Origin of the sequence: Bacillus cereus group sp. N31 (genome assembly GCF_016483245.1) — a bacterium.
In the GTDB taxonomy this organism is placed as follows: Bacteria; Bacillota; Bacilli; order Bacillales; family Bacillaceae_G; genus Bacillus_A; species Bacillus_A toyonensis.
Map to the genome: position 1 here is coordinate 63,197 of NZ_JAEHCH010000019.1, position 21,988 is coordinate 85,184.

The window sequence follows — 21,988 nt, forward strand, 5'->3', positions numbered from 1 at the left end:
TGCTTTTTTATGGAGGAATTATGAAAACATCATATATACCAAATCATATTGAGCAACTTACCGTAATGAATGTACCTGAATATTACAAACTGGAAGAAAATCATACATTAATTGTCCATTCGAAGGCAGAAACAGATTTTTGGCTGAAAACACACTATGGCTTTGAAATAATGAATGGTCATGTATTTTATAATGAGATTATGACAGATTTTCAGGCTGAAGTTCAGTTACGTATGAATCCAAATGCGACATACGATCAAGCAGGTCTTTTTGTTATGATTTCGGAGAACTGTTGGTTAAAAACTTCTTTAGAATATATCCCTGAGGGGCCATCTCATTTAGGTGCTGTCGTAACGAATAATGGATATTCTGACTGGTCAACGCAAGATTATCCAACTGAAGCAGCTAAGCAACAACTTCGTTTTCGAATTATTCGAAAACGCGGTGATTATTTAATATATGTGAAAATAAGTCAGCGATGGGAACAAATAAGAATCGCTCATTTAATGGAGGATATAGGGAATGAGCCTGTTAAAATAGGCTTTTACACGTGTAGTCCTTCTAAAAATAAAGGATTTGAGACTGAGTTTTTCGATTTTACAATTGAAGAAATATAGATAAAAAACCGCATTCTTTTCATTAAGAATGCGGTTTTTGTATTTGTATATTTATAAAGCACATTTATTGACCGAAAAGTCATTAATGCTTATCATTTAATAATGTTAAATATTAATTTGCATAATATAATAAAAGTAAAGAAGAAATTACAAACTATAGGGTTTAAATAAGGAGGGATATGAATTACTCAGTGGTAATTTCATGGAAAAAGGAGATTATGTATGAAATCATTTCGCAAGCTATTACAGTATTTAAAACCATACATGTTCTTCGCTATTATTGGACCGCTATTTATGGTACTTGAGGTTGCGATGGACTTAATTCAACCGACTATTATGCAACATATTATTGATGTTGGGATTGCAAATAGGGATTTGAATTATGTAATAAAAATGGGGCTTCTTATGTTAGGAGCAGCGGCACTTGGGTTAGTTGGAGGACTTGGGTGTATGATGTATTCTACAAAAGCAGCTGTAAATTTCGCTACAGACATACGAAAAGATGTGTTTACAAAAATAGAAACATTTTCTAGTAAAAATCGGGATGCATTTGGAACCGGAAAATTATTAACGATTGTGACAAATGATATTACATCAATTCAATCGGCGATGACGATGACATTACGTGTTCTCGTTCGTGGCCCTTTGTTATTTATCGGAAGTATAATTATTGTTTTTGTAACAGCGCGAGAGTTATTTCCAATATTACTTGTAGTTGTACCAATTTTATTACTGGCGATTATTTTAATTGCAAGTAAAGCGAGTGGAACGTTTAAAAAGGTGCAAGAAGCATTAGATAAAGTGAATACAAAGTTACAAGAAAATTTATCTGGTGTACGTGTTATAAAAGCGTATGTAAGACAAAAATATGAAATTTCTCAGTTTGGAAATGTGAATACAAATTTAACGAAGATAAATATTCGAGCTGTGCAGCTTATTTCCTTAATGATGCCAATTATTATGCTAGTTGTAAGTGGTGGAATTGTCGCAACACTATGGATTGGTGGAGAAAAAGTATTTAATGGAACTCTTCAAGTAGGTGCGATTTTAGCATTTATTAACTATTTGAATATCATTTTAATGGCACTTATGTCTATTAGTATGGTATTTATTCAAATTGCTCGAGCTTTTCCATCTGCGGATCGTGTACAACAAGTCTTAAATACTGAAGTTGATATTATGAACGAAGCTAACGCAATTGAACCTGAGAAAATCGAAGGGAATATTGATTTTAGAGATGTTAGTTATAGTTATACGAAAAATAATGAATACGTTTTAAAAGATATTTCATTCAGCATACGTAAAGGTGAAAAAGTAGGGATTATCGGTTCTACAGGGAGTGGTAAGTCTACTTTAGCTAAACTGCTACCACGCTTATATGATATTGAGCAAGGTGAAATTTGTATTGACGGAATAAATGTTAAGAGGTACGATTTACAAAAATTACGTGCTTCAATAGGTTTTGTACCTCAAAAGGCATTGTTGTTCTCAGGAAGTATAGAAGAGAATTTACGTTACGGTAAAGAAGATGCAATACACGATGAATTGGAAACAGCAGCTTCATCTGCGTGTGCGACTGAGTTTATTTACAAGTTGGAAGAATCGTATCATTATAATTTAACACAAGGTGCGACGAATTTATCAGGTGGACAAAAACAACGTGTATCCATTGCAAGAGCGCTTGTGAGAAAACCATCTATTCTTATATTAGATGATTCTACATCAGCAGTTGATGCGAAATCAGAAGCGAACATTCAATCGGCATTAAGAACAGAATATAAAGGAACAACGACATTATTAATTGCTTCTAAAATCGCATCTATAATAGATGCTGATAAAATTCTCGTATTAGATAATGGTGAATTAGTTGGTGATGGTACACATGAACAACTGCTAGAACAATGTGAGGTATATCAGGAAATTTATCTTTCCCAAGGTGGTAATTTGCATAAAGAAGGTGGGAAAGAACATGCGTAATTTTCAAGGACAATTTGCTAATAAAGGTGGACGTAACTCGCCTAAGAGTGGAAAAGTTAAAAATACTAAAGGAACTGTAAAACGGATTTGGAACTATATGGGGTATGAAAAGGCTGCTCTAATGTTCGTTATATTTCTAGTATTTGTTACGACATTACTTGGGTTATTAGGTCCATATTTTATGGGAGTAATTATAGATCAATATATTGTACCAAAAGATTTAAACGGTACGGCAAGAATGTGTATGTTACTTATTGCAATTTACGGTGTAACGGTGCTTTTAACATGGTTACAAACGTATGTCATGATTAATGTTGCATTAAAGACAATTCAAAAAATACGACAAGATATATTTGAGAAAATCCAAACGCTTTCTTTACGGTTCTTTGATGTACGTTCTCAAGGTGATTTAATGAGCCGTGTGACAAATGATATTGACAATTTAAATCAAGCGTTGACGCAAAGTGTCGTACAGATTATTTCATCAGCTTTAACCTTTATAGGTGTGACGATTGCGATGTTCTCATTAAATTGGATTTTGGCACTTGTAACTTTAATTACAGTACCTATTATGCTTTTCGTTACAAAAAAACTTGTTGCATATAGTGGTAAAAACTTTGCAAAGCGTCAAAAAGATTTAGGAGAATTAAATGGTTTTATTGAAGAAGCTATAACAGGCGCGGATGTTACAACGTTATACGGGAAAGAAAAAGAAACCGTACAAAATTTCAATAAAATTAATGAACAACTAAGAATTTCAGCAACGAAGGCTGATACATTTTCAGCTTTTATTTTTCCGAGTATGAACTTTATTAATAACTTAGGAATGGGGCTTGTAATTGGGACTGGATCAGTTATGGTCTTAAACGGAATGACAACAGTAGGTGTCATTGCGGCGTTTATTAATTATTCTCGTCAATTCTCAAGACCACTAAGTCAATTTGCAACGTTAATGAATACGATTCAAGCGGCAGTTGCGGGGGGAGAACGAGTTTTTGAAATTATGGATGAGGTACCAGAAATTCAAAATAAAAAAGACGCATTCATTGTACAAAATATACAAGGGCATGTTGAACTTGAGAATGTTTCGTTTGGTTATGTGGAAAATAAAACAATTTTAAAAGAAGTAAGTCTTAAGGCACAGCCTGGAGAGACAATTGCTTTAGTTGGTCCAACGGGATCGGGAAAAACAACAATCATAAACTTATTAACTCGATTTTATGATATACAGCAAGGGCAAATTCATATTGATGGAAAAGATATAAAAGATTATGATATCAATTCTTTACGAAGTAAAATAGGAGTAGTTTTACAAGATACGTATTTATTTGCTGGGACAATTATGGATAATATCCGTTATGGACGATTACATGCAAGTGATGAAGAAGTAATCAATGCAGCAAAGGCTGCATCGGCACATTCTTTTATTAAACATTTACCGAAACAATATGAAACAGAGATTGCTTCAGAAGGATCGAATTTAAGTCAAGGACAAAAACAACTTCTTGCGATTGCAAGGGCAATTTTAGCAGATGCAGACATATTAATTCTTGATGAAGCGACATCTAATATTGATACGAGAACAGAATTGCAAATTCAAGCAGGATTAAACAATTTAATGAGAGGTAGAACGAGTTTCGTAATCGCTCATCGACTCAAAACGATTGAAAAGGCAGATCAAATCCTCGTTATAAAGGATGGGAGTATTTTAGAAAGAGGGAATCATGAATCTCTCATGAAAGATCGAGGGTTTTACTTTGATCTTTATACGAGTCAGTTTAAAATTTAATATAAAAAATGAGGTGTCTCTAGAAATGAGAAGCCTCATTTTTTATATTTGTAAACTTTATGAATTACTTTTCTAACCAAATTAATTATCCGACCTGAAAAATACTTATACTTGCAGATACATTTGTTAAAGAGCCACCATCACTATTTGAGAGAGTGATAGTGCCTGCTGAAGAGGTATTATTTATTAAAGTCAATGTTGAAGGAACAACTGTTACGGTAAAAGCAGCAGTACCTTGATTTATTGTATGCGGTGACCCCGTACCAAAACGCCCACCTGGAATTGGTGTACCATTTAGTGCAAGGGAGAATTGGTTTTCGCGCGCTGCCTCTAATTGAAACTCTGCTACATATGTTCCTAGTGTATTAATTATAATATTTCCAGTACCTGTGATGTGGCTAAGGGAAGTTCCTGTTATAGGTCCATTTGTGTTAAAAGTAACACTACTTCCCACTGCAATTGATTGGTTAGTAGTATCAAAAACATATAGATAGTTTGTTAATCCCACACTAGCCGCCCCGGTAGGCCCAGTGGAACCAGTGGAACCAGTGGAACCAGTAGAGCCAGTAGGTCCAGTAGAGCCAGTAGGTCCAGTAGAGCCAGTAGGTCCAGTAGAACCAGTAGGTCCAGTAGAACCAGTAGAACCGGTAGAGCCAGTGGACCCAGTAGAACCGGTAGAGCCAGTAGGCCCGGTGGAGCCAGTGGAACCAGTGGAACCAGTGGAACCAGTAGAGCCAGTAGGTCCAGTGGAACCAGTAGAGCCAGTAGGTCCAGTAGAGCCAGTAGGTCCAGTAGAACCGGTAGAGCCAGTGGACCCAGTAGAACCGGTAGAGCCAGTGGAACCAGTAGAACCAGTAGAACCAGTAGAACCGGTGGAACCAGTGGACCCAGTAGGCCCAGTAGAGCCAGTGGAACCAGTGGAACCGGTAGAGCCGGTAGAGCCAGTGGAACCAGTAGGTCCAGTAGAGCCAGTAGGTCCAGTAGACCCAGTAGAACCGGTAGCCCCAGTAGGCCCGGTGGAGCCAGTGGAACTGGTAGAGCCCGTAGCCCCAGTAGGCCCGGTGGAACCAGTGGAGCCGGTAGGTCCAGTAGGAGAATGTGGGAGAATAATACGGTTAATATCTAAAAGTGAAAAGTTAATGAACATATCTTTGTTTTGATAATCTATCAAAATCACCTCACTAGCATGTTTAAAGAAATAGTAAAGTAATAATTTTTATAGGTATTTCATTTCTATATTATTAATGCAGCTTATTTTGGAAACAGTAAATAGCTATCATGACTATAGGGTATTAATTTTTAACCTAAATTTTAATAAAACCTTTATTAAAGATAAAGAGCGCTGTTAAAGGCGCTCTGAGACAAGTTTCATGTTGAAAAAGGGAATTGAGGATATTATGTGCATACTGTTTTAGAATGTTGTAGATTTTTAATTAAAAATAAGAAGATCTTATAAAAATTAAAAATTTGTATTATTAGATAGTCACCATACAATAAAATATGCTTGTTTGATATAAATGTGTGTCAAATTTGCCAAAATATATTTTGGCATGCATAAGAAAATTAAAATACTTTGTTAGCAAATACTAGCGGCCTCAGTGACAGATGGTAGAAATAGTTTACGTGGTATTGTAATAATCTCAAGCGCTATCTGCGTTGAATATAGGAGTATTTGAGTTAAATCTAAAGCGAGTGTTAAAAGTATGATGAAGCTTGTAAGAATTACAAAACTACCCCAAAAGAAACTTTTTGAAGTGTTGCGGAAATCTTTTATTAAGGAAAAGAAAGAAAAAAATGCGGTAACAATAAGAATGAAAATTTTATACTTATCAGACATTATAACCCTCCCAAAGAACAGTAATTTATATTATACCGTATTTTTCAGTATTATTATAAATAGATTTTAAAGTGAATATTACGAAAAAAGAAAACCACAACTAATGTTTTAAGTTGTGGTTTTCTTTTTTGAGTACTTTGTTTTAGAAGATAGATAATCTAGAATTGAAAAAACTTTAAAGGGATTACCATACTCTATTTCCGATCCAGCATCAGGTGCTCAATGAAACGGTATGAAAGGTTATAGGCTGGTAATACGAGAATAAATAAGGGCGGATCTGTGTACAACAATATTCCCATATCAAAGTTCTACTAGAGAAAAGTAGTTAGTTAAGGGCAGTATGTGAATAAAAAACAGATGGGTGTGGAAACTAAATATTTATGACATTAAGGACAAAGATTAGGAAATATAGATTGGTATGAAAAAGTACAAAAATCTAAAATTAGAATGAGCATTGAACTAGTGTATAACGATTGAAACGGCACTGAAGACTAATAAAACGGCCATAATGATGTTAAATAATTGGTTATGTTTTATTAATAATTTTTGGAATATTGAACCAAATAAACTCCAACTACATGTACTCATTAAACCGACTACACCTAGAAATAATGAAAAAAGTAGAAAACTTGAATATGAATTGTAGTAAGGGAGTATGAAAGTCGATACTACAGTCAGTCCGAATAATATCCCTTTAGGGTTAACGAATTGAAGAGAAATCCCCACTGTAAATAAGTTTTTATTATCTTTTTCACTGGGATTCGTACTGCCTTTACTAGTGAGTATTTTAAAAGCTAAATATAACATGTATGTTACACCTAAAACTTTTAAAGGGAATTCGATTATGGGTAAGATATTAAGTAGTACTACATTAAAGAAACTACATAAAGAAGTGAGGATGAAAAAGCCGAAAGCTACTCCAAAGCAAAATTGCATGCTCCTCTTTAACCCGTGTTGATTGGCGTATGTCATAGCTAAAAAATTGTTAGGACCGGGTGTGAAGCTACTTATAAAAACAAATAATAAAAAAGAAAATATGGGCATTTCAAAACCACCTTATTATTTTTTGTATGTTATAATGATCGAAAAGAACAATATAACGTGTGCTTTTTATTATACATAACGGTCGTTATATTGTATATAGTGTAGGGGTGTTTTTTTATGGAAGAAATTCAACTTATTTTAGTGAAAAATTTAAAAACAATACGGGAAAAAGAAAAATTAAGTTTAGAAAAGGTTTCTCAATTAACAGGAGTGAGTAAAACGATGATTGGACAAATTGAAAGAGGAGAATCAAGTCCGACACTAACAACAATATGGAAAATTGCTAATGGATTGAAAGTGTCTTTTACTTCTTTAATCAATAATCCACAACCCGATATAAAAGTTGTTTTACGGGATGATGTTCAAGTATTGTCTGAAGATAATGGGAAATATAAAGTGTATCCTTCTTTTCCTTTTCAAGATGATAGACATTTTGAAATCTATACAGTTGAAATAGAAACAGAAGGGAAACTAAGTTCAGAAGGGCATAAAGAAGGAGCAGAAGAATTTATAACGGTATTTGAAGGAGAATTGACAATAAAAGTGAATAATTGTCAGTATAAATTAAATAGTGGAGATTCCATTCGTTTTAAGGCCGATAGATCACACTCTTATCATAATTTAGGGGAATCGTTGACTCGGTTAAGCATGACAATTTATTACCCAGCTACATAAGTATACATTTATATATATAATATAAAAAATAAAAACCATCTATACAAGATGGTTTTTATTTTGTGTTAAATTACAAAAAAAAGACACTCGTTTGAGTGCCAACATAGTATTGCTCTCGCGTATAGGATTGGAGTACGTTTCTCAAATACGTATTGAGAGATGGTTCGTAAAGGAGAAACTGTCTTCTTATTTAATGTAACATCGGTAAGGGTGAGTGTAAATTGATAATGTATATACGGAAAATTTAGTATAGATAGTTTCTACTATAAATATAGTGTAATTTGTTCTGTGTTACGTAATCAACGCCATGAAATAATTGGGTGGTTCTTATTATTATGATAGACTTGGTATTTAATAATGTGTATTAGAAAAAGAATGAATCATTTTTTAATCGATTCGTATAATTGTTAGAGAGGCACCTGTTGAACCACCTCCAACTAAATTAACAATGGATAATATACCGAATAATTGAAGTGAAATTGTATTACCAGCAATTAAATTAGTAATTAAATTATTATTATAATTTGAAGTTGACATAGCGGGAGAAAAAACAGATCCAGAAAGTGGAATATTAGTTCCACTTAATATAACTGAGATGGGATCACCTAATGTATTATTAGCGAACATAAAGTTTGTTGTAACAATTGACCCAGTACTTTCGGTAGGACCAGTATTCCCAGTAGGTCCTGTAAGTCTGTATGGAAGAATTATTTCAAGAGCCATTGATAGTAGTTCTTCTTTTATTTTTTCATTTTTATCTTGCAAATAAATCACCTCATTTTTAAATTAGAACCTAATAAGTGTAGTGTTTTTAGAGTGGAACTATCATTTTATTCTATTAATAGAAGTAGTTTATAGTAACGGTAAAAGGTTTAATAAATGTATGAATCATTTGGAAAGAAAAAAGATAGTTATGAAGTTATTCCTTAATGATAGAGTCATGATAATGTATGTTAGTTAAAAACATGTGAAATGAGGTATTGAATTGAAGCGGAATGATAAATTATCAATGAATAAAGGTAGGATAGGACCTGAGAATATCGGCCCTACATTTCCAGCTCTTCCACCAATTTATGTTCCGACTGGAAGTACAGGTCCAACAGGAGTAACAGGAGTAACAGGTCCAACGGGATCAACAGGAGCAACAGGAGCAACAGGAGCAACAGGAGCAACAGGAGCAACAGGAGTAACGGGAGTAACAGGTCCAACGGGATCAACGGGATCAACAGGAGCAACCGGAGTAACAGGAGTAACAGGGCTAACGGGAGTAACAGGTCCAACGGGAGCAACAGGATCAACAGGAGCAACAGGAGTAACCGGATCAACGGGATCAACGGGAGCAACAGGAGTAACGGGGTCAACGGGAGTAACAGGAGCAACAGGAGTAACGGGAGTAACCGGGCCAACGGGAGTAACGGGGTCAACGGGAGTAACCGGAGTAACGGGAGTAACGGGAGTAACAGGAGTAACCGGAGCAACAGGTCCTACTGGGGGGATTGGCCCCATAACAACAACCAATTTGTTATATTACACTTTTTCAGATGGAGAGAAACTTATATATACAAATGCAGATGGGATAGCTCAATATGGTACGACGAATATATTATCACCTAGTGAGGTTTCATATATAAATTTGTTTATTAATGGAATTCTGCAACCACAACCATTTTATGAAGTTAGTACTGGTAAACTAACTTTATTGGATAATCAACCACCATCGCAAGGGTCTTCAATTATTTTGCAATTTATTATTATTAATTAAAAAAGACAGATTCTTATTTTAAAAGGAATCTGTCTTTTTTGTTTTAAATTACATTCGTTAACATTAAGTGACGATAAATTCGATTGTGATTGGAATTCCGCCGTCTAATGCATCTCCACCAGGAATTGTAATAGCGCCAGTAGGGCCAGTAGTAACACTGGAGTTCACGCTTGGCTGAAGGATACCGTTTACATATAGGTTGTAATACGTGAAAGTTGGAAAAGCAGTTGCAGTAGTACCCGCATCGTTTAAGCAAGCTGTGGCAGCAACCGCAAAGGCTGCGCCTGTGCCAGTCCCGGCTCCTAGTGTAGATGTGAATCTTCTAGATGCCATAAATGGTTGAATGATAGGCAATTAATTCTCACTCCTTACAATATTTTATTAGAACGAAGTATAAAATAACTTGTCCACTATATTGTATGAGAGTTTTTTATAATAGAAACGGCTTCCCCTTTATAAGGTGAGCCCAATTTTAGTAAAGAAATGTTCTTTACTTATATGAAAAAATGATGTTGTTACTTGCGGAATGTATATTAATCGTAAATTCGAGTTTTGTATTCAACTTAAAATGTGTCTTTGGCTCTAAGAGATAAACGTGGAAAAATAAAATAAACTCTTAAGTTTAGGTGTTTAATCTAAGCAGTCAATTATTAAAAACATATAATTAATATGTGAGTCATGAACATAATTAAATAACGTTTTCAAGTTTGATTATCATTCATGTTTCCTATTTTAAGAGAAACATATAACTCAACTACTTTTTTCAATCGCATCTTTTATAGTACTTAGAATAGGAAAACACTCAACTATAAGAAAAGTAAGGAGGAAATAAATGAAACATAATGATTGTTTTGATCATAATAACTGCAATCCGATTGTTTTTTCAGCAGATTGTTGTAAAAATCCACAGTCAGTTCCTATTACTAGGGAACAATTAAGTCAATTAATTACTTTACTAAACTCATTAGTATCAGCTATTTCAGCATTTTTTGCAAATCCAAGTAATGCAAACAGATTAGTGTTACTCGATTTATTTAATCAATTTTTAATTTTCTTAAATTCCTTATTACCTTCCCCAGAAGTTAATTTTTTGAAACAATTAACTCAAAGTATTATAGTTTTATTACAATCTCCAGCACCTAATTTAGGACAATTGTCAACATTATTGCAACAATTTTATAGCGCCCTTGCACAATTCTTCTTCGCTTTAGATCTTATCCCTATATCCTGCAACTCAAATGTTGATTCTGCAACTTTACAACTTCTTTTTAATTTATTAATTCAATTAATCAATGCTACTCCAGGGGCGACAGGTCCAACAGGTCCAACAGGTCCAACAGGTCCAGCAGGAACCGGAGCAGGTCCAACGGGAGCAACAGGAGCAACAGGTCCAACAGGCCCAACAGGCCCAACAGGAGCGACAGGTCCAGCAGGTACTGGTGGAGCAACAGGAGCAACAGGCTTAACAGGAGCGACAGGCCCAACAGGAGCGACAGGTCCAACAGGAGCAACAGGTCCAACAGGAGCAACAGGTCCAACGGGAGCAACAGGTTTAACAGGAGCAACTGGTGGCGGAGCTATTATTCCATTTGCTTCAGGTACAACACCATCTGCGTTAGTTAACGCGTTAATAGCTAATACAGGAACTCTTCTTGGATTTGGATTTAGTCAGCCTGGTGTAGCGTTAACAGGTGGAACTAGTATCACATTAGCATTAGGTGTAGGTGATTATGCATTTGTAGCACCACGTGCAGGAACTATCACGTCATTAGCAGGTTTCTTTAGTGCAACAGCTGCATTAGCTCCAATATCACCTGTTCAAGTGCAAATACAAATATTAACTGCACCTGCAGCAAGCAATACGTTTACAGTACAAGGCGCACCTCTTTTATTAACACCAGCATTTGCCGCAATAGCGATTGGTTCTACAGCATCAGGGATCATAGCTGAAGCTATTCCAGTAGCAGCTGGGGATAAAGTATTATTATACGTTTCATTAACAGCAGCAAGTCCAATAGCTGCAGTTGCTGGATTTGTAAGTGCAGGTATTAATATCGTCTAATTTGTTACAATGTTTAATTAGAAATTAAACAGGGATTTGTATATAGTCCTTCCTAATAAAATTAGGGAGGACTATATTTTTGTAGAAAATAAATAATGAATCAATTGAACAGTAATTCATTGTTAAGTTCATATAAAAAATATAATTTACACTTTATCGCTGAAGAAATAAGTTATATAACTTGAAAAATGTCCTATCAGCAAAAAAAGATGAATTCTACTATAAAAGAATTCATCCATTAAATAAACTATTTATTTTTATTACAATTACATCCTTTTTTCTTTACATAGCCTTGCTCGGCTAAATCTCTTTGTGATTGGGAATTGGAAGATTGAGAATTCGAAGACTGAGAGGATGTTGATGAACTACTATTTTTATTATGAGAGTAGTTTTTTCGATAATTATAATTACTCATAGTACTATCACCTCCAATTAAATATATAACTATTATATGTATGTACTCTATTAATTGTTACGATAAAAAATCTCCTAGGTATTTTCCAAGGAGATAAATAATTGTTTTTTAATGAGATAAATTAATATCCCCAGTAAAGAGGGAAATAATATGAATCTTGGTAATATAAATTTTGTTGTGGATTAGGAGGCTGAGTTCCGCGGTTCTGATTACAGTTTGCTGGAGGACCAATTACTGTAGTAGATTGAATAGGGGATACCGCTTGTTTCCATTGTTGTTTATTGAGGCAATAAGTATGAGCCATCATATTGGCTGGAGTTAATCTTAAAATATCAGAACCAAAAATAACTTCTGGGGTTGGGGCATCGAAAATAGCTAATAAATGAGTATTATCCGTTGAAGCGATTTCGTAATGCCACCATGCTTGTGGAATGTTGGCAACTTGCCCTGGTTTTATCGGTAAGTTTAATATTTGATTTGTAAATGGATTAAGTAAAGAAACAACAGCAGATCCTGAAATGCAGTAAACAAGTTCAGCTGCATTTTGATGAATATGTGGTTCTACAACATTGCCTGTACTTAAATAAATATCTAGTAAAGAAGTGTTTTCTAAAGTATTTAATTGTTTTATGCCAAGTACGTTTATATAGTTTTGGGCATCTTTCTTAAAAAAATTACTTTTACTTACATCATGAGTGAAATTGGTTGAAGGAGAGGTGTAGTCGATATTGGAAGTCAATTGTATTACCTGCCTTTCTATTGGAAAGTATGGATACAAATTTAGGATATGTGCCTAGTGTTAGTTATGTGCATTTGTTTGTATCGTAATACATTCACTTATTTTATAAAGAATATAGCCTGTACTTCTTATTTCTCATAATGTTAATATGGATAAAAATTAGAGTGAACGAACGAAAGGCGGAATTCGTGATATTAGGTAAGGAGTAAAAATATTAAAGTATATTTTAATGGTTACGTTATATGAAAAGACCAATGCCTTTTAGAAAGGAATTGGTCTTGTATTTAAGATAGGTTATTGCTGAATAATTAATTGTGCTTTAGCGGTATAGGCGTAATTTAGCCACAATAATGCCAAGTTTTGTTTTAAACCAAAATGGATTTATATGACGTCAAAATGAGATACCTTTGTTTTAAGTGGAACAGGTATGCCATTTACTTTTGCTTGTTTCATGTTATGTGAAATTCTTGGAAATGCAGAGAAAGTAGAATCAATAATTGTAGCACTATCTGGTAAATAAATGGGTTGTAAATCTGAAGTATAAGCCGTTATGATATTTTCAAATAGTTCATACGATACTAGATTGTGGAAAGCGATCGGATCTGTAGTTAATAAATTGTTATTAAAATGGCTATTTTCAAGTGCTATATTATCTTCGAAATCGTTTATAGTTGGTTTGTATAATTGATGAATCATTCCAAGGATTTTATAGCAATCTAGCACACTTGTAGTGGTGATACATATTTGTGAAACACTTGATACGTTTTGAGATTCTTGTAGTTGTGAGTAGGCAGAGTAAATGGGGCTGAGTTCATAACTTATTTCAATAGAATAAATCCCGTTTAAAATTGTTTTAAATATGTAAAAAATAAAGGTGTTGAGATTAAACTATATTCGTATTCTCATTCATACTTTTGATTGATGGAAAAAAGTAATGAAAATGTTAATTTTAAATTACATCAATCATTTATAAGGAGTGAATGTTTATGTCATTTAGTGAAATGATTAGAAATGAAGTGCTCAGCTGGACGGGTGTTTCTGAAAAACCGCATCGATTTGGTGGTATTGAAATAAATTATGGTAAGAAGGAACTTGGTCATCTTCATGGTGATAAATTAGTTGATTTACCATTTCCGAAGTTAAAGCGAGATGAATTAGTGAACCAAGGATTAGTGAAAGCACATCACATATTACCTGAATCAGGATGGATAAGTTATTATATAAAGAGTGAAGAGGATATTCCATTTGCAATTGAGTTATTTCGAATGCAATATGACCGAATAAAAAATAATGAAAGTAAGTAGATAAATAAAAATGTATTTTCATGTCACATCCCTCCTTAATCGTTCGTCTTGTATGTAGAACGATAAGGAGGGATTTTATTATGAAGAAATTTGATGTAGCAATTGTTGGCGGTGGGCTTGCTGGATTAACAGCATCTATATATTTAGCGAAAGCTGGAAAGAAAGTGATTGTATTAGAAAAGTCCAGTCGATTTGGTGGTCGAGGGATGACTATAAATAAAAATGGGATCTGCATGAATCTTGGTGCACATGCCTTATATAGAGGAGGAGCAGCATTTTTAACTTTTAATGAGCTCGGTATGAATCTTCCGGGTGGAATACCAACTACAAAAGCACATGGAATATGGAAAGGGGATATATTCACTATCCCAACAGATTTTCGCTCTATTTTATCAACGCCACTACTTTCGTGGTCTGCAAAAGTACAATTCTCACGTCTTATGATTCGTTTAGGGAATTTAGATGTAGGAGAAGTTCCAAAAATGAGCCTAACTGCATGGGCGGAAAATGAAATAAAAGATCCAATGGTTCGCAATATATTTTATGCCCTATGCCGAACAACAACATATACGTTTGCTCCTACAATACAAATAGCTTCTTCAGTACTAAAGCAAACACAACTATCTATGAAAGAAGGTGTACTTTATGTAGATGGTGGTTGGGAGACGATTATAACAAAATTAAGAGATATAGCCAATAATGTCGGGGTGCAATTTTTGGCTAAAAAGCATGTTTTGGAAATAGAGCATGATGAAGATAAACAAAGAATACATTGTTTTGACGATGAGGTATTTGAAGTAGGTACAGTCATCGTGACGACTCCACCGAAAGAGGCTTGTAAAATAATAAAAGGGACAGAAGGAACAAGTTTGCATAGATGGAGTGAACAATCGGTACCGGTTACCGTTGCTGCATTAGATATTGGTTTGAGACGATTACCCAATCCTACACATCAATTTGCATTAGGATTAGATCAACCTATATTTTTCACGAATCAATCAAGAGCAGCTAAATTAAGTGAAGATGGATCCATTGCAGTGAGTCTAATTAAGTACCATAATCCTGCGCTAGAGATGAATCATATTCATGAAGATAAAGAACAGTTAGAAAGTGCGATGGAGTTGTTACATCCAAATTGGAAAAGAGAAGTTGTTGCGCAGCAATATTTACCGAAAATAACAGTGGCATATGATTTTTCTCATATTGAACGAGTTGAAACTCCAGGTCCTAATATCCCTGAAATGCCAGGTGTTTACGTTGCAGGTGATTGGACTGGGCAGGATGAATTATTAGCTGATGCTGCAGTAGCAAGCGGAAAACGTGCAGCGTTACACATTTTAAAGCAATTAGAAAGTGAAGGTGTTCATCATGGAAACGGAGCAATTATATGAAGCATATCAGCCATTATTATTTTCGTTAGCATATAGAATCCTTGGGAGTGTTATGGATGCTGAGGATATCGTTCAGGATGTATTTATCTCGCTTGATAATATAGAGGATATACAGTCTATCGAAAATATGAAAGCATATTTGTGTAAGATGGCGACAAATCGTTCAATCGATAAATTACGTTCGGCAGCGCATAAACGTAACGTGTACGTGGGGATGTGGTTACCAGAGCCACTTGTAGAAGAGAGTGATGAGCCATCAGAGTCATTTGTAATAAAAGAATCCCTTTCCACAGCATATTTATTACTTTTACAACAACTGTCTGAAGTGGAAAGGATTGTATTCATATTAAGAGAGGTTTTCAGTTATGAATACGAAGAAATAGCTTCAATTGTTGATAAGAGTAGTGTGAACTGTAGGAAGATCTTTCAACGGGCACGAAAAAGTATTTTGGATAAACCGAAGCAATCAAAATTAAGTACGAAGAAAATGGCTGCTTATGTTGAAAAGTTTGTATCATCATTACAGTGTGGGGATGCGGAAGGCATGTTAGAAGTATTAAAAACAGATGCGATATTCAAAGCAGATGGTGGCGGTAAAGTGACAACTGCAATTCATCCGATTTATTCTGCAGATAGAATTATACGTTTGTTTTTTGGAATTGCGAAAAAATTCCCGGCAGAGTACAATGTTAATTTTAAAATGGTAAATGGTGCACCAGGAGTTATTGTTACTATAAATAATAAAGTGACTTATGTACTTTCATTTGCATTTGAGAATGAGAAAATTTCAAACATTTATATGATGGTTAATCCTGAAAAACTTATGCATTTAAACGTGAAAATATAAAATAAAGACGCATTTCAACTGAAATGCGTCTTTATTTTATTACTTTTCTAACATTTCAAGAGGTACATCTTTTTCCCCGGCTACCTCAAATTTAATTTCCCCGTCTTCTTCATAAATACGTGTAATAATCGGTATTGTAATCATTAATTTTTTATGCTGTTTTCGCTTTCTTGCAGCATCTAAGCTAATCACGTTCATTGTAAGCATCCTTTCTTCGAGAAATATATAAACAAAAGAAAATGCGTCCGAAAAGGGCGCTTAATTGAATTTGAAATACCGATTCATTTAAATGGGGTTTATATTATTTAATAACTGCAATTTTAATGTAAAATGATAGGAATGGAATAATTGCACGTAGAAATTAACTTTACCAAAAAACGAAACAATATGCTATAAAAAAATTAAAATCTTTGTCATATAACGAGAAAAAGGGTTTCGTTTCGCATATAATGAAAAGTAGACGGGCAGCAAGAGCTTTTTCATCATATTGCTTGGAAAGGCGATGAAAAGAATGGATACGTTAAATTCATTATTATTTCAACTTGAACAATATGGAGAAGAGCATGATCGGAATAAAAAAACACGGGAAGAAAAATTACGGAATGTTTCTCGTGAAATGGGGCAATTTTTATCAATTTTAGTAAAAGGGTGTAATGCAAAAAAAATTTTAGAAATTGGAACTTCTAATGGTTATTCTACATTGTGGTTAGCGAATGCGGTAGAAAAAACAAATGGAAATGTAACAACGGTAGAGCTTTCTTCAGAACGAGTGGGAGAGGCGCTTGTAAATTTTGAAAAGGCAAACCTATTACAAAGAATCGATGTTCATAATCAAGAAGCAGGGGCATTTTTAGATTCGCAACTCGATTATTCATTTGATTTTATTTTCCTAGATTCAGAGCGTACACAATACATGTGGTGGCTTGAGCATATAAAACGTATTTTACAACCAAAAGGATTTCTTGTTATTGATAATGCAACTTCCCATGCGAGTGAATTAGCTGATTTCATAAAAATGATTGAAGAGGATGATGTGTTTGAAACGGTGTTATTAGCGTTTCAAAAGGGAGCATTTGTAGCGCGCAAAAATAAATAGAAGTGAACGTAATATAATTATCACATTGAAAGCGGGCAAATGTCAAAAGATAGACTACAGCATGACAGAAAGAATGTAAATTATATAGATAACATACGAAGAATCCGCCTTCAGCATGTTCTTCTCTAGGTCTTAAGTCTGAGGAAAATAATGTGGATAACAGGTATACTTATACTAAGAAACAGGGAATGACTGCATAAGCAGATATTTCTTGAAAAATCGATTTCAAACAGACTGATTGTACATGAAATACGATAAATGAAATGAAAAATAGTGCATATAAATTCGCACATATAAATAAAGGAGCGATTTTGTTGACTGAACTCGAGAAAAAAGAACCCGTATCAATTGTGAAAGATAATAATGTAGGAGTAGTAGTTGATACAGTTATAAAAGATGAAGAACTTGATGAATTGAATAAAGAAGCTGATCTTTATGTACAAAAGTTAAATAGCGAGCAAAATACAGATTTATCAAAAGTATTGTCTCAGCTAGGAGATTTAGGGGATAAAGAGCAACAAGCAGCAGGACAAACGTTATCGGCGTTAAAACGTCCTGTAACAGCGATGATGAATGGGAAAAATGAAGAAATTCCAAATACATTGTTAGAGTTACGAAAAGTGGTATCAGAGCTTGATCCGAATTCATTAAAAGCAAGTGGTATGAAGAAAATAATGTTTAAAGTATTCAAAAAAAATCCACTTGAAACATATGTGCATAAATACCAATCTATAGATAAGCAAATCGAGGAGATTATTAGATCCCTTCTAATTGGCCGTGACAATTTGCAAGAAGATACGGTTGGCCTTGAAATGTTAAAAGAGCAATCGCATGATAAAATTCATGCTCTTGATAAACAAGTATACTTAGGGAAAAAACTTGCTGGGATGCTTGAAGCTGAGAAGCAAAACCCAGAGCGTCAAAGAGATATTCCATTAATAAACGATGCATTAGAAAAGATACTTGTACGTACACGTAATATGCAGCAAGCGAAAAGTGTACTATTACAATCGATTGCATCTGTAGATATCATTAAGAAAAATAATGAAAAGTTAACAGAGGCAATTCGTAATGCAATTACGATGACGCAAAACGTTGTAACAGTTTCAGCTGCTATTCAGCTAGCATTAACGAATCAACGTAAAACAATTGATGCTGTTAATGCGACAAATGAAGCAATTGAATCAATGGTATTAAGTAACTCTCAAGCATTGAAACAAAATACAGAAGAAACAACAAAGTTGCTTGAAAATCCTGCTATTAGCATGGATAAATTACGTGAATCATTCCAAAATGTATTCGCTGCGATTGAAGCTTCTGAGAAATCGTCAGAACGTATTATTGAGTCTAGTAAGAAATTTGTCATTGAATTAGACACATTTAATGATGAGATGAAGCAGAAACTCATTCAACGTCCAAGAAAATAACAGATTATTAGAGGAGGTGAAAAAATGAGTTTCATTCAAACAGTATTAGTACTATTAGGTACATTACTTTTAATCGCATTTACTGTCGTTGTTTTAGTAGTATATTTCGGACGTAAACTGTATTTTTCATGGACGAAACCATACAAGAGGGCGCAAGATTCTATAGAAAAATTATCGAATAAATCGACACCGTTTTTACAAGAGTTTACGCAACATCCACTCTTTTATCGATGGATTCGTACAGAAGGAAAGAAAGAACAACATACATTGAATACTCTTTTCTGTACATCAAGTCAACGTACGAGAGAGCAAGTATTTTCAATGTTACCGAAAGAAAAACAGAAAAAAGTGCATGTAATGGCAAAAACAACGAAAAAGCTTACAAATGAAGATATCGATGTGGCCGTGATGAAAGTGAAAGATTTCTTAAGACAAGAAACGCAGCAAACTGTAAAACCGTCAGACCTATCGTTTTATAAATTGTATTTTTATGATCGATATCCAGATGCATTGAATACAATTCAAACGTATAAACGCTCGATAAATCCTTCATTACAAAGAACAGTTGATGCTATTACAATTTCAGTATTAAATGCATTGCCGTATTATCAAGAGCAGCGTATGTTTGAACAACAACATAAACTTGAAACGTTCTTAATGAAAGATTTAACTGCGATGTTATCTTTAGTGGTGCAATTACCTCCGTCACAACGACCAGAAAAAGAAGAAGAGTTAAAAGTCTACTTGCAAAATTTCAAAAAAGAAATGGAAGTAGTAGAGCGTGATATTCGGGACTCCATTGATCATGATTTGAATGTGAAGATGAGAGCAGCGACTGAGAAGTTTAAGAATAAATAGAAAAAGCGCCTTAAAAGCTAAGTGTTTCTCAGCTTTAAGGCGTTTTTTTTGAGATTTTATTTTGCCTTAACGGTAGTATAACTAGAAGCAACACTTTCGTTATGCAATCGATCAACTGCAGTTACCACATACGTATACGTTTCTCCAGAAATAGCCGTTTTATCTACGTAAATTTCTCCAAGTTTTGTTTTTCTTACAGTGGTAAGTAAATGTTTTGGGTTGTGTATATCCACTTCATTTTTTTCATTCACACGGTAAATGGCGTAATAAGCAGAGTCATTATCTCTATTGTCAATTATTCCTACAGCAATACCTTCATCTCTTGGAATGGCACCTTTTAAAATAGGTTGTTTTGGTGGATCATGATCAAGCCAAGGCATGGGCGGGATTAATGCAGGATGTATATATATGTCTTTGGAGAGTCTATCTTTTATTCCGAGTGGATTGTTATTTATATCTTTTAAACTGAAATGCATACTACCTTTTATTTGTGGATATTGATGGTTTAATGCGATTTGCTTCGGATATTCTTCTGGATTAGACCAAGCAGGGACAGAGTTGTTATTAATTTTATAAGCCGCTTGACCGATGTAAAGGTGAATCGGTTTGTTATTTGTTTCTTTTACCCACCAATCTATTAATATGTCATATGCAGCAGGTGTGAAACCGATATTCCAATATATTTGCGGTGTAATGTAATCAATGTACCCTTTTTGTATCCACTCACGTGTGTCAGCATAAAGATCATCGTAGTTTCTTTGACCTGCGGTTGTATTAGAGCCAGTTGGATCGTCAGCTATATTTCGCCATACGCCGAACGGACTAATGCCAAACTTTACGTATGATTTTTCTTGTTTTATAGCAGTATTTAAACCTTTTACGAGTTCATTTACATTATTGCGACGCCAATCTTCGATAGTTGAAAAATTCCCGTTATTATATAATTCAAATGTTTTTTGATCAGGAAATTCTTCGCCAACTACTTTATAAGGATAAAAATAATCGTCCATATGAATTGCATCAACATCATAATTTTTTACGATTTCTAAAGCGCCTTCTGTTATAAAGTTTTTCACTTCTGGAATACCAGGGTTGTAATATAGCTTCCCGCCGTAAGGTACAACCCAATCGGGATGTTGTCTTGCAGGGTGATTTTCTGATAGTCGATTTATATCAGTGTGATTCATCGTTATTCGGTATGGATTAATCCATGCGTGGAATTCTATATTTCTTTTATGTGCTTCTTCAATCATAAATGCGAGCGGGTCGTATCCAGGGTCTTTTCCTTGTGTACCTGTAATGTATTCAGACCAAGGACCGTAATTTGAAGGATAAAAAGCATCAGCGGTTGGTTTTATTTGTACAACGACTGCGTTCATACCAGTGTTTTTTACATCGTCTAATAATTTTATAAATTCTTGTTTCTGCTTTTCGATAGGTAAGCCAGTTTTTGAGGGCCAATCAATATTAAGAACAGATGCTATCCATACAGCGCGTAATTCATGCTTTTTGTAAGTAGTATTTACTTCAGCATAGGTAGAGTGAGGGGAAATGAAAGAGAAAGGAGTAAACAAGATGATGATACAACACATCATTAATAAACGTTTCATAATCATTTATACGCCTCCCTATTATACGATTATTTAAAATAATATATGATGTGAGGTTGGCCTTGCAATTGAGAAAAATAAATATTGAAACATTAATTTAATAGGAAAAATATTTTTAGTGAAATTTACTTTCAGTATAACTAAATCGTTTCATGTCTTCATATGCTTGTTAGTAAAGTGAAACTTTCTTTCATTTGAAGGAAATAATTTATAAGTATAGGAGGCTTCAATAATGAAAGTTTTATTCGTTTGTTCTGGAGGAATGTCCAGCGCAATTGTTGTAAACGCTTTAAAAAAAGAAGCGGAGAAAAAAGGTGTGAGCATGGAAGTGCATGCAATTGGAACGAATGAGGTAGAGGAAGAAGTAAAGAATGGTTGGGATGTTGTAATGGTTGCACCTCAAATAAGACACCGATTTGACTCTGTAAAAAAATTTGCAGAAGAGGAATCCATTCCGTGCGGTATTATTCCACCGCAAGCATACACACCGCTTGGTGGACCGACTTTGTTGAAAACTGTAAATGAATTAATTAGTTAG

General features: G+C 34.3%; 21 protein-coding genes and 1 pseudogene. 13 read left to right on the forward strand and 9 right to left on the reverse strand.

All coding sequences use genetic code 11. The features are described from left to right. Window positions 1-20: 20 nt before the first annotated feature. The 3 genes from JDS81_RS21085 to JDS81_RS21095 all read left to right on the forward strand — a co-directional run bounded on the left by JDS81_RS21085 (window position 21) and on the right by JDS81_RS21095 (window position 4,383). Complete coding sequence (locus JDS81_RS21085) at window positions 21-617, forward strand: DUF1349 domain-containing protein (RefSeq protein ID WP_097954965.1); 597 nt, start codon at window positions 21-23, stop codon at window positions 615-617. 222 nt (window positions 618-839) lie between these two features. Continuing rightward, window positions 840-2,594, forward strand: a complete 1,755-nt coding sequence (locus tag JDS81_RS21090; RefSeq protein WP_097954964.1) for an ABC transporter ATP-binding protein — start codon at window positions 840-842, stop codon at window positions 2,592-2,594. After that, window positions 2,587-4,383 carry an ABC transporter ATP-binding protein gene (locus JDS81_RS21095; RefSeq protein ID WP_097954962.1) on the forward strand — a complete coding sequence of 599 codons (1,797 nt, stop codon included), beginning with the start codon at window positions 2,587-2,589 and terminating at the stop codon, window positions 4,381-4,383. Before JDS81_RS21090 ends, JDS81_RS21095 begins: the two co-directional genes overlap by 8 nt. Before the next feature lie 85 nt (window positions 4,384-4,468). On the opposite strand, the gene JDS81_RS31195 is transcribed toward JDS81_RS21095, so the two are convergent. The 3 genes from JDS81_RS31195 to JDS81_RS21110 all read right to left on the reverse strand — a co-directional run bounded on the left by JDS81_RS31195 (window position 4,469) and on the right by JDS81_RS21110 (window position 7,264). Then, window positions 4,469-5,530 (reverse strand): collagen-like protein, encoded by a 1,062-nt coding sequence (locus tag JDS81_RS31195; RefSeq protein ID WP_199688616.1) that lies wholly within the window; start codon window positions 5,528-5,530, stop codon window positions 4,469-4,471. A 429-nt stretch (window positions 5,531-5,959) separates the two neighbouring features. Further along, complete coding sequence (locus JDS81_RS21105) at window positions 5,960-6,220, reverse strand: hypothetical protein (RefSeq protein WP_097954128.1); 261 nt, start codon at window positions 6,218-6,220, stop codon at window positions 5,960-5,962. Between the two features lie 459 nt (window positions 6,221-6,679). Continuing rightward, complete coding sequence (locus JDS81_RS21110; RefSeq protein ID WP_097954127.1) at window positions 6,680-7,264, reverse strand: LysE family translocator; 585 nt, start codon at window positions 7,262-7,264, stop codon at window positions 6,680-6,682. Window positions 7,265-7,381: 117 nt separating this feature from the next. Between JDS81_RS21110 and JDS81_RS21115 the strand changes: the two genes are divergently transcribed. Further along, window positions 7,382-7,939, forward strand: coding sequence for a helix-turn-helix domain-containing protein (locus JDS81_RS21115; RefSeq protein ID WP_097954126.1), 558 nt, complete (start codon window positions 7,382-7,384; stop codon window positions 7,937-7,939). 387 nt (window positions 7,940-8,326) lie between these two features. Here JDS81_RS21115 and JDS81_RS21120 read toward each other — a convergent pair whose 3' ends face one another. After that, window positions 8,327-8,704 carry a BclA C-terminal domain-containing protein gene (locus JDS81_RS21120; protein ID WP_141499415.1) on the reverse strand — a complete coding sequence of 126 codons (378 nt, stop codon included), beginning with the start codon at window positions 8,702-8,704 and terminating at the stop codon, window positions 8,327-8,329. 220 nt (window positions 8,705-8,924) lie between these two features. Here JDS81_RS21120 and JDS81_RS21125 point away from each other — a divergent pair, with 220 nt between their 5' ends. After that, on the forward strand, window positions 8,925-9,701 hold the full coding sequence (locus tag JDS81_RS21125) for a DUF4183 domain-containing protein (RefSeq protein ID WP_199688615.1): 777 nt from the start codon (window positions 8,925-8,927) through the stop codon (window positions 9,699-9,701). Between the two features lie 63 nt (window positions 9,702-9,764). On the opposite strand, the gene JDS81_RS21130 is transcribed toward JDS81_RS21125, so the two are convergent. After that, complete coding sequence (locus JDS81_RS21130; RefSeq protein WP_001121652.1) at window positions 9,765-10,055, reverse strand: DUF4183 domain-containing protein; 291 nt, start codon at window positions 10,053-10,055, stop codon at window positions 9,765-9,767. A gap of 478 nt (window positions 10,056-10,533) precedes the next feature. Here JDS81_RS21130 and JDS81_RS21135 point away from each other — a divergent pair, with 478 nt between their 5' ends. Continuing rightward, on the forward strand, window positions 10,534-11,763 hold the full coding sequence (locus tag JDS81_RS21135; protein WP_097954123.1) for an exosporium glycoprotein BclB-related protein: 1,230 nt from the start codon (window positions 10,534-10,536) through the stop codon (window positions 11,761-11,763). Between the two features lie 536 nt (window positions 11,764-12,299). On the opposite strand, the gene JDS81_RS21140 is transcribed toward JDS81_RS21135, so the two are convergent. Then, on the reverse strand, window positions 12,300-12,917 hold the full coding sequence (locus tag JDS81_RS21140) for a cupin domain-containing protein (protein WP_097954122.1): 618 nt from the start codon (window positions 12,915-12,917) through the stop codon (window positions 12,300-12,302). Window positions 12,918-13,211: 294 nt separating this feature from the next. Beyond that, window positions 13,212-13,748: pseudogene (locus JDS81_RS21145) on the reverse strand (TGS domain-containing protein); the annotation flags it as partial. Window positions 13,749-13,903: 155 nt separating this feature from the next. Between JDS81_RS21145 and JDS81_RS21150 the strand changes: the two are divergent. The 3 genes from JDS81_RS21150 (at window position 13,904) to JDS81_RS21160 (ending at window position 16,459) form a co-directional block, all read left to right on the forward strand. Beyond that, complete coding sequence (locus JDS81_RS21150) at window positions 13,904-14,221, forward strand: luciferase domain-containing protein (RefSeq protein WP_000010331.1); 318 nt, start codon at window positions 13,904-13,906, stop codon at window positions 14,219-14,221. An 80-nt stretch (window positions 14,222-14,301) separates the two neighbouring features. Continuing rightward, on the forward strand, window positions 14,302-15,612 hold the full coding sequence (locus JDS81_RS21155) for a phytoene desaturase family protein (protein ID WP_097954121.1): 1,311 nt from the start codon (window positions 14,302-14,304) through the stop codon (window positions 15,610-15,612). Continuing rightward, window positions 15,590-16,459 carry a sigma-70 family RNA polymerase sigma factor gene (locus JDS81_RS21160; protein WP_000447133.1) on the forward strand — a complete coding sequence of 290 codons (870 nt, stop codon included), beginning with the start codon at window positions 15,590-15,592 and terminating at the stop codon, window positions 16,457-16,459. The genes JDS81_RS21155 and JDS81_RS21160 overlap by 23 nt, the downstream gene beginning before the upstream one ends. Before the next feature lie 39 nt (window positions 16,460-16,498). Here JDS81_RS21160 and JDS81_RS21165 read toward each other — a convergent pair whose 3' ends face one another. Then, entirely contained in the window at window positions 16,499-16,657 is a 159-nt protein-coding gene (locus tag JDS81_RS21165) for a hypothetical protein (protein WP_001100984.1), read from the reverse strand. A 304-nt stretch (window positions 16,658-16,961) separates the two neighbouring features. Here JDS81_RS21165 and JDS81_RS21170 point away from each other — a divergent pair, with 304 nt between their 5' ends. From JDS81_RS21170 to JDS81_RS21180, 3 genes are all read left to right on the forward strand, one after another. Then, entirely contained in the window at window positions 16,962-17,555 is a 594-nt protein-coding gene (locus JDS81_RS21170; protein WP_097954131.1) for an O-methyltransferase, read from the forward strand. Between the two features lie 314 nt (window positions 17,556-17,869). Further along, window positions 17,870-18,982: a toxic anion resistance protein gene (locus JDS81_RS21175; protein ID WP_000137414.1), complete on the forward strand. Its 1,113-nt coding sequence runs from the start codon at window positions 17,870-17,872 to the stop codon at window positions 18,980-18,982. 24 nt (window positions 18,983-19,006) lie between these two features. Then, window positions 19,007-19,840 carry a DUF3974 domain-containing protein gene (locus JDS81_RS21180; protein ID WP_097954120.1) on the forward strand — a complete coding sequence of 278 codons (834 nt, stop codon included), beginning with the start codon at window positions 19,007-19,009 and terminating at the stop codon, window positions 19,838-19,840. A gap of 56 nt (window positions 19,841-19,896) precedes the next feature. Here JDS81_RS21180 and JDS81_RS21185 read toward each other — a convergent pair whose 3' ends face one another. Continuing rightward, window positions 19,897-21,456: a glycoside hydrolase family 10-like protein gene (locus tag JDS81_RS21185; protein ID WP_097954119.1), complete on the reverse strand. Its 1,560-nt coding sequence runs from the start codon at window positions 21,454-21,456 to the stop codon at window positions 19,897-19,899. 226 nt (window positions 21,457-21,682) lie between these two features. Here JDS81_RS21185 and JDS81_RS21190 point away from each other — a divergent pair, with 226 nt between their 5' ends. Continuing rightward, a complete protein-coding gene (locus tag JDS81_RS21190) occupies window positions 21,683-21,988 on the forward strand; it encodes a PTS sugar transporter subunit IIB (protein WP_000865901.1) in 306 nt (101 codons plus the stop codon).